Source organism: Pseudomonas sp. YNh (genome assembly GCF_037993085.1).
GTDB lineage: Bacteria > Pseudomonadota > Gammaproteobacteria > Pseudomonadales > Pseudomonadaceae > Aquipseudomonas > Aquipseudomonas putida.
In genome coordinates, this window is the sequence record NZ_JBBMRJ010000057.1 from 1 (window position 1) to 13,769 (window position 13,769).

The following is a 13,769-nucleotide window of genomic DNA, read 5'->3' on the forward strand; positions in this document are numbered from 1 at the left end:
GCCGACGTTCAGCGGCAAGGCACCGAAGACACTGCCAGCGGAAACCCGCTGCAGGCCGTTGACCCGGATGTCGGCGATCCTGAAAGGGGAGGCTTGGGCCAGCGAGGCTTTCAGCAACAGGATGGAGAGCAACAGGCGCGGGTAGTTCATCGGGGGTTCCAGACAAGCGGATTCGTAGGGGAGCAAGCGCGGGCAACCCGCTAGCAGCGGGCGATGAGGATACGGGCGGGCTGTGTACGGCGCGGTTAGCCGAGGGTAAAGATGTGTAAAGTCCGACCGGCCGGCGGTGACAGTGCCGGCCTGCGGGGCGATCATTACAGCCCCTGCAATTGCGATGTCTGGCCCCGATGATCCCTGTGCTGCTGGTCGACGACGACCGCGAACTGACTGAAATGCTCTCTTTGTACCTGGCGCGCGAAGGCTTTCAGGCCACTGCCGTGAATACGGGTGAAGAGGGCGAGACCCAGGCGTTGTCCGGTCACTTCCAGGTGGTGGTGCTGGATGTGATGCTGCCGGGTATCTCTGGCATTGAAGTGCTGCGGCGCGTGCGTGCGCGCAGCCAGGTGCCGGTGCTGCTGCTGACTGCCCGTGGCGACAACATCGACCGTATTGCCGGCCTTGAGCTGGGGGCCGATGACTACGTGCCCAAGCCCAGCTCCCCGGGTGAACTGGTCGCACGCCTGCGGGCGATCCTGCGCCGGGTGCAGCCGCATCCCACGGGTGAGGGCAGTGCGCCCGAACACGTGCGCACGGGCGCATTGAAAATGTGGCCGGGCCGTCGTGAGGCGCATTGGGGCGAAGCCACGCTGGAGCTGACCGGCTCGGAGTTCAGCCTGCTCGAAGCGTTGGCCCGCCAGGCTGGCCAGCTGGTCAGCAAGCAAGACCTGTCACTCAATGCCTTGGGCCGGCCGCTGACTCGTTATGACCGGCGCATCGACGTGCACGTCAGCAGCATCCGGCAAAAGCTCGGCCCACGCGCCGACGGCAGCAGCTGGATCCAGAGCGTGCGTGGCATGGGCTACATGCTGATAGTCGAATGATGCGCCGGCGCCTGTTCTGGAAGCTGTTCCTGGCGTTCTGGCTGGCCAACTGCCTGACCTTCCTGGTGGGCGCGGGCGCCTTCATGCTCAATGAGTGGCGTGGCGATACCCCGGCGCTGCGTTCGCTGCTGGCCACCGAGCTGCAGGTACTGCAGCGTTATGGTGAGCAGCCCGGCCGGCAGTTGCTGGAGGTGTCGCCGCAGCCGCCGGATGTGCAAGTGGGCCTTTACGACGGCCAGGGCCAGTTGTTGGCAGGCAAAGCGGTGCCGGTCGTGCGTTTCGAGCAGGCGTTGAACGACAGTGAAGGCCGCCCACTGGTGCTGCGTGCTTCGGTGGCCACGGTGCTTGGCGAACCGCCGCGTCCTCGAGGCATGGGCCCGCTGTTTACCGGCACGCTGATGAGTGCGCTGTTTGCCTTCCTGTGCAGTTTGTACCTGACTCGCCCGTTGGCCTGGCTGCGCGAAGCCATGGGCCAGGTAGCTCAGGGCCGGTTCGATGTGCGCGTGAAACCCAGGTTGGGCAAGCGCCGCGACGAGATCGTCGAGCTGGCCGAGGACTGCGACCGCATGGCTGGCCAGCTAAAGGCCCTGGTGCAGGCGCAGCAGAACCTGCTGCACGATATTTCCCACGAACTGCGCTCACCGCTGACCCGCATGCATGCCGCCATCGGCCTGATGCGTCAGCAGCCCGACCGGCACGACATGCTGGAACGGGTGGAGCGTGAGTCACGGCGTATGGACGACCTGATCGAGCAGCTGCTGACCCTGGCCCGCGCCCAGGCGCGGCAGGGTGACAGCGACTTTGCCAGTGTCGATGTGGTAGAGCTGCTGGCGCAGATCGTCGAGGACGCCCGTTTCGAGGCGGGCATGAAGCAGTGCCAGGTGTCCTTGCACGCCCACGGCGCGTTTCTCATCCATGGGCATGAAGAGCTGCTGTACCGTGCGTTCGAGAACATCATCCGCAACGCCGTGCGCTACACCGCAGCCAGCACCGAAGTGTTGGTCGAGGCCGCGCTGGCGCCGGGCGGGCAATGGTTTCAGGTCAGTGTCAGCGACCACGGTCCGGGCGTGGACCCGGCGCGGCTGAAGCGCATCTTCGAGCCGTTCGACCGGGGCACCGACAGCAGCGATGATGGTTTTGGCCTGGGTCTGGCGATTGCCCAGCGCGCCATTATCCTGCATGGTGGCAGCATCACCGCGCAGGCCGCAGCCAGCGGTGGGCTGCGGGTGCGTATCGACCTGCCGCAAGCCAGCGCTACTTGAAACCGGTCACCGTGTGGGGGACGTAAGGGGCCTGCAAGCGTGCCACTTCGTCCTCGCTCAGCTGCAGTGTCAACGCGCCCAGTGCATCGTCCAGATGTGCAGGCTTCGAGGCGCCGACGATAGGGGCGCTAACGCCGGTTTTACCCAGTACCCAAGCCAACGCCACTTGGGCCATTGGCACGCCCCGTTCGCCGGCGATTTGCTCGACCACGTCGATCACCCGGCCGTCTTCCACCTCGGTCTTTTCATAGAACGACTGGCCGGATACATCGCTGCGCGTGCGTGCGGTCTGCTGCCCATGCGGCCGTGTCAGGCGCCCGCGGGCCATCGGGCTCCAGGGCATCAGGCCGACGCCCTGGTCCAGGCACAGCGGGATCATCTCGCGTTCTTCCTCGCGGTAGATCAGGTTGAGGTAGTTCTGCATCGACACGAAACGGCTCCAACCGTTACTGACCGCCACCTGCTGTGCCTTGGCGAACTGCCAGGCGTACATGGACGATGCACCGATGTAACGCGCCTTGCCGGCCCTGACCACGTCGTGCAGGGCTTCCATGGTCTCCTCGATGGGGGTGTGGTAGTCCCAACGGTGGATCTGGTAAAGGTCGACGTAGTCGGTGCCCAGGCGGGTAAGGCTGGCGTCGATGTTGGTCATGATCGCCTTGCGCGACAGGCCTTGTTCATTGGGCCGGCTGGCCCCTTCCCACATGTTGGCCGGGAAGAACACCTTGGTGGCGATCACGGTTTCTTCGCGTCGGGTGAACTCCTTAAGCAGTTTGCCCAGGATGCTTTCCGAAGTGCCGGCCGAGTAGCTGTTGGCGGTGTCGAAGAAGTTGATGCCTTGCTCGACGGCATGGCGAATGATGGGGCGGCTGGCGTCTTCGCCCAAGGTCCAGGGATGAGTGCCGGCGTCGGGTACGCCGAAGGTCATGCAGCCCAGGCACAACCTGGAGATGTCCAGCCCGGTGTTACCCAGCTTTACGTATTGCATCGTCGTCTCCTTCAAGGGCGTTAGTGATGGAGTGAGCCTAACGCGGGCAGCCTTGCGCGAAAATTCCATATTGATGCAGGTCCAGTCCGCAAAAATTCACAAGCGCAGCAGTGGCCGCACCTGTTGCTGGAGGAAGTCGGTAACTGCCTTGATCCGTGGGGTGGCGCGCACGTCCTCATGCACTGCCAGCCAGATTTCGATGCTCATGGTCTGCTCGGGGCTGCCGGCTTCCTTCAGGCCGTGCTCGTGCGCCATGAACGCGGGCAGGCAGGCGATTCCGATGCCGCCGGCACAGGCTTGAGCCTGGATGCGCAGGTCGTTGCTGTGCAGCACAAAGGGCTGCTGGCCGGCTTGGCGGTACAGCCATTGTTGCTGTGGGGAACTGGCCTGGGACTCGTCGTAGCCGATGTAACGCCAGGCCGCGGCGCTGGCCAGGTAGTTGGCAGAGGCGTACAGCCGGTAGTGCAGGTGGCCCAGCAGGCTGACCACCAAGGTCGGTTCCGTGGGCCTGGCCAGGGCGATGCTGATGTCGGCTTCGCGGCGAGCCAAGGATGCCTTTGATTTGCTGCCCACCAGCTTCAGGCGCAACTGCGGGTAGCGCTGGTACAGCTCGCCCAGGCGCCGGGCGACGATGCTGCCGAGCAGTGCCGGTGGTGCCGACAGCACCACTTCGCCTTCCACCGCCTGTTGGCCGGCGCTGGCGAAATGTTCAAGGGCGAAGGAGGACAGGGTCATTTGCTCGGCTAGTTCGGCAACGCATCGGCCTTCGTCGGTGAGCACATAGGCGCGGGGGCGCCGGTCGACCAGCTTTAGCTTGAGCGAGGCTTCGAGCGAAACGATGCGCCGGGCTACGGTGGCGTGGTCGACGCCCAGGGCCTTGGCGGCGGCGGACAGCGAACCGGCCGAGGTGAAGGCAGAGAAATGACGCAGGTCTTCCCAATCGAACATGGAGGGCTCGGCAGTAGCTTGTGCAGAAGGGGGTAGGGTAGCGTTTTTTTTGGGGGCCACTGTGGATTGCGGTTGATTGGAGATTTTGGGGCTGCTTTGCAGCCCCTCGCGACACAAGGCCGCTCCTACAGGATTTGCATTTGCCTCGAAGGCCGTAATGTACCCGTGGGGGCGGGCCTCAGTGGCCGCCTTTCATCCGTCGCGCCACCAGATAGATGCCCAGGCCAACCAGCGCAGTCGCCGCGCCGATATAGCCAGTACTGGTCCAGCCCATGCCCGCAGTAATCGCCATGCCACCCAACCATGGCCCCAGCGCATTCGCCAGGTTGAATGCGGCATGGTTGGACGCTGCAGCCAGGCTCGGCGCTTCATGGGCAATGTCCATCAGGCGGATCTGTAGCGGCGCGGCCAGGGCAATCATGGTCCCCACCAGGCCGATACCCAACAGCAGGCTCCACAGCGCCTGGGCGGCGAAGGTGAAGAACAGCAGCACGGCGATCGACCACACCAGCACCAGCCCCACGGCGCGGAACTGCAGGCGGTCGAACAGTTTACCGCCGGCAATGTTGCCGACGATGCCGCCCACCCCGAACGCCGCCAGGCCGAACGGAATCCACTGTGGCGATACCTGGGTCACTTGCAGCATGGTCGGCGCCAGGTAGCTGAACACCGTGAACATGCCGGCGAAGCCGATCGAGGCGATGGCCAGCGCCATCCACACCTGTGGCAGGGTGAAGGCTTGCAATTCCTTGCGTGGGTCGCTGCGCACTTCGTCGTGGCGCTGCGGCACAAAGCGCCACACCAGGGCGATGGTGCACAGCGCGATGGCGCCAACCAGCACGAACGCCGAACGCCAGCCAAAGTACTGGCCCAGGTACGTGGCTACCGGGTTGCCGAGCAGCATGGCCAAGGTCAGGCCCATCATCACCCGGGCAACCGCACCCGCTCGCTGGTCCTTGGCCACCATGCTCGATGCCACCACAGCGGCAATGCCGAAGTATGCGCCGTGGGGCAGGCCGCTGATGAAGCGGAAGGCAACCAGGCTGCTGAACGAGGGGGCGAAGGCGGTCGCCAGGTTGCCAAGGGCGTACAGTGCCATCAGCAGCAACAGCATGTGCTTGCGCAGCAGCCGGGCGCCCAGAATCGCTAGCGTCGGGGCGCCAACCATCACCCCGAGTGCGTAGGCACTGATGGCATGGCCCACCTGGGGCTCACTTAATTGCAGGTTGCTGGCGATGTCGGGCATCAGGCCCATGATGGCGAATTCGCCGGTGCCGATGGCAAAGCTGCCCAGCGCCATGGCGGCTTCCATCTTCGCGACGGTGCCTTTACTGGGGAGAGGGGGTATTTCCTGGACTGACATCTGTATCCCTTTTGAAACATGCTGAAACGTTCAAGGCGGGATCATAGTCAATATTTGCGGGCAACGTCGAGGAAGCTGAGTAGCTGTAGGGTCATGACGGCTCTGCCGGGGGAGACTACAAGGTCAGCTTCTTGCTGAACTTGGTTTCCATGACAATGTGCGAAGCTGTGTGCGTGACGCCCTTGATCATGTTGATGCGGGTCAGCTCGGCATTGAGCTCACCCAGCGTATGGGTAGTCAGGTGGATGATGAAGTCCATTTCGCCCGACACCGCATACACCGCCTGCACCGCGTCCATCTTGCGCAAGGTGGTCATCACATCGGTGTAGCTCTTGTTGCTGCACGAGGTCATGGTGAAGCAGTTGATCACCTGCTGCAGCTTGTCCTGGTCGATGCGCACACTGTAGCCGGTGATAACCCCAGCGTTTTCAAGGCGGTTGATGCGCTCCTGTACTGCCGAACGCGATACGCCCAGCTTGCGCGCCAGCGAGGCGGTAGGCTCGCGGGCGTTGGCCTGTAGCAGCCCCAGCAGTTGCCGGTCTTTTTCGGTCAGTTTGAACAGTGCGCCGGGTGGAAGGGCGTCCATGGTGGTTCCTGGTGATTTGTTCTAGTTGTTGTACTGCGCGCGGGCTTCCTGGAACCTGTCCATCAGCTTCAGGCCGGCATACACCGTTTGGGCCGCAGCGGGTCCGAACGGCCCGCCATTCCATTGCAGGCCATAGGCGTCGAACAGGCGGTAGCGGTCGCTTTCGCCGCAGATTGCCTCGGTGACTACCCGGGCGCCTACAGGTGCGGTGTTCATACCATGGCCCCCAAATGAAGTACAAGCCCACAGCCCCGGGGCCAGGGGGCCGATGTGCGGCATCTTGTGGCGGGCGTAACCCATCAGCCCTGACCACGCCTTGGCGATTTTCAAACCCTGCAACTGTGGGTAGACGCTGAGGATGTCGCGGGTCAGCAACTGCCCCAGCCGCTGCTCGTCCTGCAGGTTGCGCGTGGTGATATGGCCGCCCCACAGCAGGCGGTCACCCTCGACGACGCGGTAGTAGTCGGAGGCGCGGCGGTTGTCGCCGACTGCGTCCGTGGTACGTACTACATCACGCAGGCGCTCACCCAGGTGCTCGGTCAGCACCACATAAGTGGCAATCGGCAGGAACGCCCGGCGCAGCTGGCCGAACTCCGGGCCGCCGTAGCCACCGCAGCAGTACACCACATCGGCACAGGTCACCGAGCCGTCGGCTGTGATCACGCGATGACTGCCGGCCCTGCGCTCTACCCGCAGCATCGGCGACTGTTCGTGGATGCGACCACCGGCCAGCTCGACCAGCTCGGCCAGGCCCAGGCAGTAGTTCAGTGGGTGGAAGTGAAAACCATGGCTGTCGCGCAGCCCCTGGAAGTAGCAGTCGGTGTTCAGGCGGCTGCGCAGTGCCTGTTTGTCCAGGTATTCCAGGTTGAAACCGAAGTCGCGGGCCATGCGGTCGCGGGTGCGCTGCAGGTTGTCGGCGTCGTCGTAGCGCACCACGCTCAGCTTGCCAGTGGTGGCGGCGCAGCCTGGCAGCTGGTGGCCGGCGATGGTGTCACGGACGATATCGACGCCTTCCAGCGATAGCCGGAACAAGGCGGCGGCGGTCTGCTTGCCGCAACGCCGCTCGATGGCCGACAGCCCCTCGGACCAGCCCTGCAACACAAAGCCGCCATTGCGCCCGGAGGCGCCCCAGGCCACCCGTGCTGCCTCCAGCAACACCACCGAGCGCCCACGCGCCAGCAGCTCGCGGGCCACGCTAAGGCCTGCCAGGCCGCCGCCAATCACGCATGCATCGGCCCGGGTTTCACCGGCCAACGCGGCACGCTGCGGGGCAGGGCGCATGGTCCCGGTATAGTAGTTGTTGCTGTAGCTGGGCATCGGCTGGGTCATCCTTTTACTGGGCGAGGCAGGTTTGGCGGGCATGGGGGTGCCGCACGCCCTTCAAGCAAAGGGCGCCGGGTTGCGGGTAATGGGTTACTGCACTTGTGTGAGGTCGGCGCCGTACCATTTTTCGGACAGCTGCTTCAGCGTGCCGTCGGCTTTCATGTCGTCGACGGCCTTGGCCAGTTCAGCGTTGAAAGCGTCGTCGCCCTTGTCGGTGGCGATGGCCAGTGGCTCGTAGTAGGCAGGCTTGCCCTGCACCGGGGCAATCGGGTAACCGGCCTTGATCGCACCCATGATGGTTGGCAGTGCCGACAGGGTGGCGTCCAGACGGGTGCCATTGCCTATGCGCAAGTCGTCCAGCGGGCCCATGCTGTCGCCGTACGTTTGCACACTGCCGGGCTCCACGCTGTAGCTGAACGCGGGTACGTCCGCGGCGTCGATTTTCAGCCGCCGGTTGATGTAGTCCTCGGAGGTGGTGCCGGCTTCCACGCCGATGGTCTTGCCATTGAGCTCGGCAGCGCTGGCACCGGCGGCGTCCTTGTGCACGGCGAACACATACGGGGTGTAGTAGTAGATGGCCGGAAAGTCGAGCACCCGTCCACGCTCGGTGGTGGGTGTCATCGAACCGACCGACAGGTCCCAGCGGCTGGCCCAGCGCCCGGCGGTGATGATGCCGTATTCAGGGGTGACGAACGCCACCTTGGTACCCAGACGTTTGCCAATCTCGTTGGCCACATCAATGTCGAAGCCCTTGAGGGTGTTGTCTTCGCCAAGGAAAGACTGCGGTGGCCAGTTGGCGGCAGTGGCCACTTTCATGACCTTGCTCTGGTGGATCCGATCAAGCGTGGCGCCGGCCCACGCGGCCCCTGTCATCATGGACAGGCAGCTGGCAACGGCGGTCAGGGCGAACAAGCGAGCGACAGGGTTCATTCGGTAAGTCTCCGGGCATGCAATTGTTGTTGTGGTGTTGGCACAGCGGTAGACACAAGTTCAGTGGCTGAGGATTTGCGAGAGAAACTCCCTGGCGCGCGCATGGCGAGGGTTGTCGAAGAACGCGTTGGGCGGGCCTTGTTCAATAACCTGGCCCTGGTCCATGAAGATGATGCGGTCCGCCACCCGGCGGGCGAAGCCCATTTCGTGGGTGACGCAAAGCATGGTGATGCCGTCCTGGGCCAGCTCGCCCATCACGTCGAGCACCTCCTTGACCATTTCCGGGTCCAGCGCCGAGGTGGGTTCGTCGAACAGCATGATGCGCGGCTTCATGCACAGCGCACGGGCAATGGCCACACGTTGTTGCTGGCCGCCGGAAAGCTGCCCGGGGAACTTGTCGGCCTGGCTGGCGATACGCACCCGGTCCAGATACTCCAGCGCCAGGGCGCGGGCATCGGGCTCGCTGAGTTTGCTGACCAGGCGTGGGCCGAGCATCAGGTTTTCGAGCACGGTCAGGTGCGGGAACAGGTTGAACTGCTGGAACACCATGCCCACCTGGCGGCGGATGGCGGCGACGCTCGCCGCATCGCGGTTCAGCGTGTTGCCGGCGATCTGCACCTGACCCTTCTGGAAGTCTTCCAGCAGGTTCAGGCAACGGATCAACGTGGATTTGCCCGAGCCGGAAGGCCCACAGACCACCACGATTTCGCCGCTGGCGATCTCCAGGTCGATGCCCTTGAGCACATGAAAATCCCCGTACCATTTCTGCAGGCCGCGAATCGAAACGGCGGCCTGGGCGGCAGCGGGGGTAAAAGGCTGGTTCATGTTGGGGCTCCTCGATCAGCGGTGGGCGCGGTCGAAACGTTTTTCCAGGCGCGACTGCACGGTTTCGAGCAGGATCGACAGCACCCAGTACAAGACGGCAGCGGTGATCAGCATTTCCAGGTGGCGGAACTCCGCGCGGCCCTGGGTGCGGGCGAGGAACATCAGCTCCCATACGCCGATCACCGACACCAGCGAGCTGTCCTTGAGCATGGAGATGAACTGGTTGCCGGTAGGTGGAATGATCAGCCGCATCGACTGCGGCAAGATCACCCGGGTCATGGTTTGGAAGGGCGTCAGGCCGATCGCCCGCGAAGCTTCCCATTGCCCGCGCGCGATGCTGCTGATGCCGGCGCGGAAGATTTCCGTCATGTAAGCGCCGTAGCACAGCGACAACGCCAGGATGCCTGCCGGCACGGCGCCGACCACATAGCCGAGCTGGGGGATGCCGAGGTAGATCAGGTAGATCTGGATCAGCAGAGGCACGCCGCGGAAAAACGAGGTGTAGAAGCTGGCAATGGCGATGGCGAAACCGTTGGACGACAGCCGTGCGGTAGCCCCCAGCAGCGCCAGGACGAAGGCGATGGCGATGGAGAGGGTGGACACGTAGACGGTGGTGAACACCCCCTGGGTGATCATGAAGCCCACCTTGGTGGCGATGAAGCTGTACGACAGGTCGAATGTGTCGAAGAACAACAGGAATAGCAGCAACAGTTCACACCACACCGTGATCACCTGGGCCCGTAACGGAAAGCGGCCAAGGATGAACAGGTTAAGTACCAGGGTCACCGCCAGGGTGCCGGCCACGGCGGCGTTGCGCAGCAGCGGTGCCTGCAGGTCTAGCACGATCGGGCCCATCAACCGCGCCAGGCTACCGTCACCCACGCCGTAGAGCAGGGCGAGGGCGAATATCACGGCGGCGACCAGGCCCATGAATGCCGGTTTATCGGTCGCACGCGGTTTGACGATGTGGTCTCTGTACATGGGGTCGTGCCTCACGGAGCTGGGCTCGTTTGTTGTTGTGGGGTCATTGTAGGGAGGCGAAGCGCAGGCAAGAACCTGCGGAATCGCAACAAATACGCAATTTGTTTTGGCAATAGCCGAGGTTGGACCCTGACATTTGCACCTCAATGCCTGCCAGATTGCTACCGTGGCATAGGGCGAGTACAAATGTACTCCGCACGTATTTTGAGCTGTCTACCGCGCGCATAACTGAAATGCCGGGATGTTATGGCAAGCCGTACGCCAGCTCTTTTAGACTGCCGCCTGCGTGTGCCGACATCCGGCCCGCTTGGTCGATAAGGTTGCTTTAGTGAATGCTGGCGTACGTTTTCCCGGGCCCTTGGGCATTTTCTGGCTGGGGCTGCTGCAAATCCTGGTGTGGGGTGGTTCGTTCTTCCTGCTGGCGGTGATGGGTAAACCGATCCTGCGCGAGACCGGCTGGGACAGCGGCTGGGTATATGGGGCGCTTTCGCTGGGCCTGATGGTTTCGGCGCTGCTGGCGCCGCTGTCCAGCCGCTTGGTGGCGCGTTATGGCGGGCGCTCGCAACTGGCCGCCAGCGGTGTGGTAGTAGGGCTGGGCTTGCTGGTGGTTGCCAACTGCCACAGCCTGCCGGTGTTCCTGCTGGCCTGGGTGATCATTGGCGCGGGGATGGCAATGGGGCTTTATGAAGCGCTGTTTGCCACCCTCGGTGCCTTGTATGCGGAACGGGCGGGGCGGGCGATTACCGGTATCACCCTGATTTCGGGGTTTGCCACCACCATCACCTGGCCGGTGGTGGCCCTGGCCATCGAGCAACTGGGCTGGCGCACGGCGTGTACGGCTTATGCGCTGGTGCTGATCGTTGCCGTGGCGCCGTTGTACCTCTGGGTGTTGCCGGCAGGCCAGCCCCCACACAAGGCCCAAGGCGCGACGGTGACGAACGATCTGCCAGTGGACCGCCGCTTGTACTGGCTGCTGACGGCAATCTTTGCCATCGGCGCGATCATCATGACTGCTGTTTCGGTGCAGCTGGTAGCGGTACTGCAGGGCCAGGGCCATTCGCTGGCGGCTGCCATTGGCCTGAGTGCCTTGCTCGGGCCAAGCCAGGTGGCGTCGCGGGTACTGCAGATCATCGCCGGCAAGCGCCACCCGATCTGGACTGCACTGGTGTCGTCGGTGCTGGTCGCAGTCGGCCTGACGCTGGTGGCCGTGGCGCCGGGCGTGACCGCGCTGGGCCTGCTGCTGTATGGCTGTGGCAATGGCTTGCGGGCGATTGTCAGGGGGCTGCTGCCGCTGGCCCTGATGCCGCCAGCCCAGTATGTTGCGCTGATGGGCAAGATGTCGCGCCCCTCGTTGGTTGGCCAGGCACTGACGCCCTTGGTGGGTGGCTACCTGTTCCAGCACTTCGGCGCGACGGGTGTACTGGCAACGCTGTCGGCACTGGCATTTACCAGTGTCGTACTGGTGTTGCTGGTGATGCATGGCCTCCCGCGGCAAACGGCGTGATCACGCGCCACTCATTTGGCTAGCAAGGACGAACACGATGTCGGATGCACCACGTAACCCGTTGCTTATCGCTGGGCCGGCCGGCCAGATCGAGCTGCTGATCGACCACCCTGCCGGGCCGCCCAAGGGGGTGGTGCTGGTCAGCCACCCACAACCGCTGCTGGGCGGCACCCCGCGCCATATTGTGCCGCTGACCCTGGCGCGGCAGCTGTGCGCAGCCGGTTGGCAAGTGGCGCGGCCGAGTTTCCGTGGGGTAGGGCAGACACAAGGTGCGCACGACGAGGGTATCGGCGAAGCGCAAGACTGCATCGCGGTCATCCGGCACTTCTGCCGGGAGTTGCCGGAGCTGCCAATAGCCTTGGTAGGGTTTTCTTTTGGTGCCTATGTGTTCGCCCGTGTGGCCTGTGCGCTTGAAGGGCAGTTGCAGGCAGTGGCGTTGCTGGGGCTGCCGGTGGGTGATGTACCAGGTGGGCGCTATTACGAGCCATTGCCGGTGCCTGCGGATTGCCTGCTGCTGCATGGCGAACAGGATGAAATGGCGCCGCTGGCCAACCTGTTGCAATGGGCAGGCCCGGGGCAACGGGCGGTGTCGGTTTATGCAGGTGCCAACCACTTTTTCAAGGGCTGCCTGGGGCGGGCGGCTGAGCAGGTGATCGCCCATCTGGCATTGAAAACCGGGCGCTGACAGGAACACCTGCGTCGGTCTGGCACCGGCGTTGCCGGTGTTCGCGGCTAAAGCCGCTCCCACATCGGTCGCGCTCGCTTCAAGGCATGCGCCAACCTGTGGGAGCGGCTTTAGCCGCGAAAGGGCCGGAACAGGCTAGCCTCAGCGCTCCAGATAATGCGTCTGCGCAGCAAAGTCGATGAACCGCTTGCTGGCCAGCGACAGGTATTCCCCCGAGCGCCAGCACAATCTGAAGCTCATCTGCTGCGCGGGCCGGAACGGCACCCCGACAATGCCCGGCGTGCGTTGCTGGACCGAGCGCAGCAGGGTCGCCACCCCCATGTTGTCCAGCGCGGCCTGCACCACCAGCGAGACGAAGTTGCTCTGTAACGCCACCTGGTAAGTGATGCCATGTTCGGCGAAGAACGCGTCCAGCAGGTGACGTTGAACGAATGTGCGGTCGAACACCACCATGTCGGTATTGCGCAGGTCTTCCGCCGTGAGGAAGGCCTTACCGGCATAGGGGTGGTCGGGGTGCATGCACGCGAGCATCTCGTCACTGCCCAGCAGGATCGATTCCTTGTCGGGGGGCACGCGCCTGGACTCCAGCAATGCCAGGTCGATTTCCCGTTGTTCCAGGCGATGGCCAATGTCCTCGGCACTGCCTTCGAACACGGTCATGGCAATGCCTGGAAACAGCCGGCGGAAGGCATTCATCAACCCGGGCACATAGTGCAGGCCGAACATGGGCGGGATGCCCAGGCGCACTTCGCCGCGCTTCAGATCGGCCATGTCACGTAGCTCTTGCCGGGCAACATCCATTTCGCGCAGCGCGGACGCAATGCGTGGCAGGAACTGTTCGCCCTCGGCGGTGAGGATGACTTTGCGTGTGGTGCGGTTGAACAGGGTCACGCCCAGTTCTTCTTCCAGCCGGGTTACGGCCATGCTCAGCGCAGGCTGGGCGATGTGCAAATGCTGCGCAGCCTTGGTGAAGCTGCCCTGGCGCACGATCTCGACGCAGCAGCGCAATGCCTTGAGGTTCATTGAGGCGTTCTACCATTCATAACGAACTGTGATGCTAAGCATCATAACAATATATTTATTATTATTAACCAGAGGGCCTACGATGCGCGCCACTGAGACATCCTGCAATATCTCAGTCACGCAGCGAAATAAAGCTGCAATCCCACAAAGATTTTGAGGTAGTACCCCAAATGGCCAAGGCCGCCGATGTCGTTGTGCAATGTCTGGAAAACGAAGGTGTCGAGTATGTGTTCGGCATTCCTGGTGAGGAAAACCTCGACCTGCTCGAATCCCTGCGCAAGTCGAAGATCAAGCTGGTACTGACCCGTCAC

14 protein-coding genes and 1 pseudogene are annotated in these 13,769 nt (G+C 63.4%); 5 read left to right on the top strand and 10 right to left on the bottom strand.

All coding sequences use genetic code 11. The features are described 5' to 3' along the window. Positions 1-150, bottom strand: a pseudogene (locus WF331_RS28625) (hypothetical protein); the annotation flags it as partial. Positions 151-347: 197 nt separating this feature from the next. On the opposite strand from WF331_RS28625, the gene WF331_RS28630 reads away from it, so the two are divergent. After that, positions 348-1,040 (top strand): response regulator transcription factor, encoded by a 693-nt coding sequence (locus WF331_RS28630; protein WP_063426283.1) that lies wholly within the window; start codon positions 348-350, stop codon positions 1,038-1,040. Continuing rightward, positions 1,037-2,302, top strand: coding sequence for a HAMP domain-containing sensor histidine kinase (locus WF331_RS28635; RefSeq protein ID WP_016499830.1), 1,266 nt, complete (start codon positions 1,037-1,039; stop codon positions 2,300-2,302). The genes WF331_RS28630 and WF331_RS28635 overlap by 4 nt, the downstream gene beginning before the upstream one ends. Here WF331_RS28635 and WF331_RS28640 read toward each other — a convergent pair. From WF331_RS28640 to WF331_RS28675, 8 genes are all read right to left on the bottom strand, one after another. After that, complete coding sequence (locus WF331_RS28640) at positions 2,295-3,290, bottom strand: aldo/keto reductase (RefSeq protein ID WP_016499829.1); 996 nt, start codon at positions 3,288-3,290, stop codon at positions 2,295-2,297. The two genes, WF331_RS28635 and WF331_RS28640, sit on opposite strands and share 8 nt — an antisense overlap. 96 nt (positions 3,291-3,386) lie before the next feature. After that, a complete protein-coding gene (locus tag WF331_RS28645) occupies positions 3,387-4,238 on the bottom strand; it encodes a LysR family transcriptional regulator (protein ID WP_284360364.1) in 852 nt (283 codons plus the stop codon). A gap of 178 nt (positions 4,239-4,416) precedes the next feature. After that, entirely contained in the window at positions 4,417-5,601 is a 1,185-nt protein-coding gene (locus WF331_RS28650; protein ID WP_041167740.1) for an MFS transporter, read from the bottom strand. A gap of 115 nt (positions 5,602-5,716) precedes the next feature. Further along, complete coding sequence (locus WF331_RS28655; protein WP_016499826.1) at positions 5,717-6,187, bottom strand: Lrp/AsnC family transcriptional regulator; 471 nt, start codon at positions 6,185-6,187, stop codon at positions 5,717-5,719. 21 nt (positions 6,188-6,208) lie between these two features. Then, positions 6,209-7,504, bottom strand: a complete 1,296-nt coding sequence (locus tag WF331_RS28660; RefSeq protein WP_016499825.1) for an NAD(P)/FAD-dependent oxidoreductase — start codon at positions 7,502-7,504, stop codon at positions 6,209-6,211. Positions 7,505-7,600: 96 nt separating this feature from the next. Further along, positions 7,601-8,440, bottom strand: a complete 840-nt coding sequence (locus WF331_RS28665) for an ABC transporter substrate-binding protein (protein WP_016499824.1) — start codon at positions 8,438-8,440, stop codon at positions 7,601-7,603. Positions 8,441-8,500: 60 nt separating this feature from the next. Continuing rightward, positions 8,501-9,265, bottom strand: a complete 765-nt coding sequence (locus WF331_RS28670) for an amino acid ABC transporter ATP-binding protein (protein ID WP_016499823.1) — start codon at positions 9,263-9,265, stop codon at positions 8,501-8,503. Between the two features lie 15 nt (positions 9,266-9,280). Then, on the bottom strand, positions 9,281-10,246 hold the full coding sequence (locus tag WF331_RS28675) for an amino acid ABC transporter permease (protein WP_041167739.1): 966 nt from the start codon (positions 10,244-10,246) through the stop codon (positions 9,281-9,283). A 379-nt stretch (positions 10,247-10,625) separates the two neighbouring features. On the opposite strand from WF331_RS28675, the gene WF331_RS28680 reads away from it, so the two are divergent. Both WF331_RS28680 and WF331_RS28685 read left to right on the top strand, forming a co-directional pair. Beyond that, positions 10,626-11,750: an MFS transporter gene (locus tag WF331_RS28680; protein WP_284360395.1), complete on the top strand. Its 1,125-nt coding sequence runs from the start codon at positions 10,626-10,628 to the stop codon at positions 11,748-11,750. Between the two features lie 37 nt (positions 11,751-11,787). Continuing rightward, the gene (locus WF331_RS28685; RefSeq protein WP_284360373.1) at positions 11,788-12,435 is read left to right on the top strand and encodes an alpha/beta hydrolase; all 648 of its coding nucleotides are present in this window, start codon (positions 11,788-11,790) and stop codon (positions 12,433-12,435) included. A 141-nt stretch (positions 12,436-12,576) separates the two neighbouring features. On the opposite strand, the gene WF331_RS28690 is transcribed toward WF331_RS28685, so the two are convergent. Continuing rightward, positions 12,577-13,458, bottom strand: coding sequence for a LysR family transcriptional regulator (locus WF331_RS28690; protein ID WP_016499819.1), 882 nt, complete (start codon positions 13,456-13,458; stop codon positions 12,577-12,579). 170 nt (positions 13,459-13,628) lie between these two features. On the opposite strand from WF331_RS28690, the gene WF331_RS28695 reads away from it, so the two are divergent. Then, positions 13,629-13,769: thiamine pyrophosphate-binding protein (locus tag WF331_RS28695; protein WP_205300755.1), on the top strand; the 141-nt coding region annotated here is incomplete at its 3' end.

Coding starts and splice junctions, on each gene's coding strand:
- WF331_RS28630 (WP_063426283.1), top strand. CDS start 348: ATGATCCCTGTGCTGCTGGTCGACGACGACCGCGAACTGACTGAAATG.
- WF331_RS28635 (WP_016499830.1), top strand. CDS start 1,037: ATGATGCGCCGGCGCCTGTTCTGGAAGCTGTTCCTGGCGTTCTGGCTG.
- WF331_RS28640 (WP_016499829.1), bottom strand. CDS start 3,290: ATGCAATACGTAAAGCTGGGTAACACCGGGCTGGACATCTCCAGGTTG.
- WF331_RS28645 (WP_284360364.1), bottom strand. CDS start 4,238: ATGTTCGATTGGGAAGACCTGCGTCATTTCTCTGCCTTCACCTCGGCC.
- WF331_RS28650 (WP_041167740.1), bottom strand. CDS start 5,601: ATGTCAGTCCAGGAAATACCCCCTCTCCCCAGTAAAGGCACCGTCGCG.
- WF331_RS28655 (WP_016499826.1), bottom strand. CDS start 6,187: ATGGACGCCCTTCCACCCGGCGCACTGTTCAAACTGACCGAAAAAGAC.
- WF331_RS28660 (WP_016499825.1), bottom strand. CDS start 7,504: ATGCCCAGCTACAGCAACAACTACTATACCGGGACCATGCGCCCTGCC.
- WF331_RS28665 (WP_016499824.1), bottom strand. CDS start 8,440: ATGAACCCTGTCGCTCGCTTGTTCGCCCTGACCGCCGTTGCCAGCTGC.
- WF331_RS28670 (WP_016499823.1), bottom strand. CDS start 9,265: ATGAACCAGCCTTTTACCCCCGCTGCCGCCCAGGCCGCCGTTTCGATT.
- WF331_RS28675 (WP_041167739.1), bottom strand. CDS start 10,246: ATGTACAGAGACCACATCGTCAAACCGCGTGCGACCGATAAACCGGCA.
- WF331_RS28685 (WP_284360373.1), top strand. CDS start 11,788: ATGTCGGATGCACCACGTAACCCGTTGCTTATCGCTGGGCCGGCCGGC.
- WF331_RS28690 (WP_016499819.1), bottom strand. CDS start 13,458: ATGAACCTCAAGGCATTGCGCTGCTGCGTCGAGATCGTGCGCCAGGGC.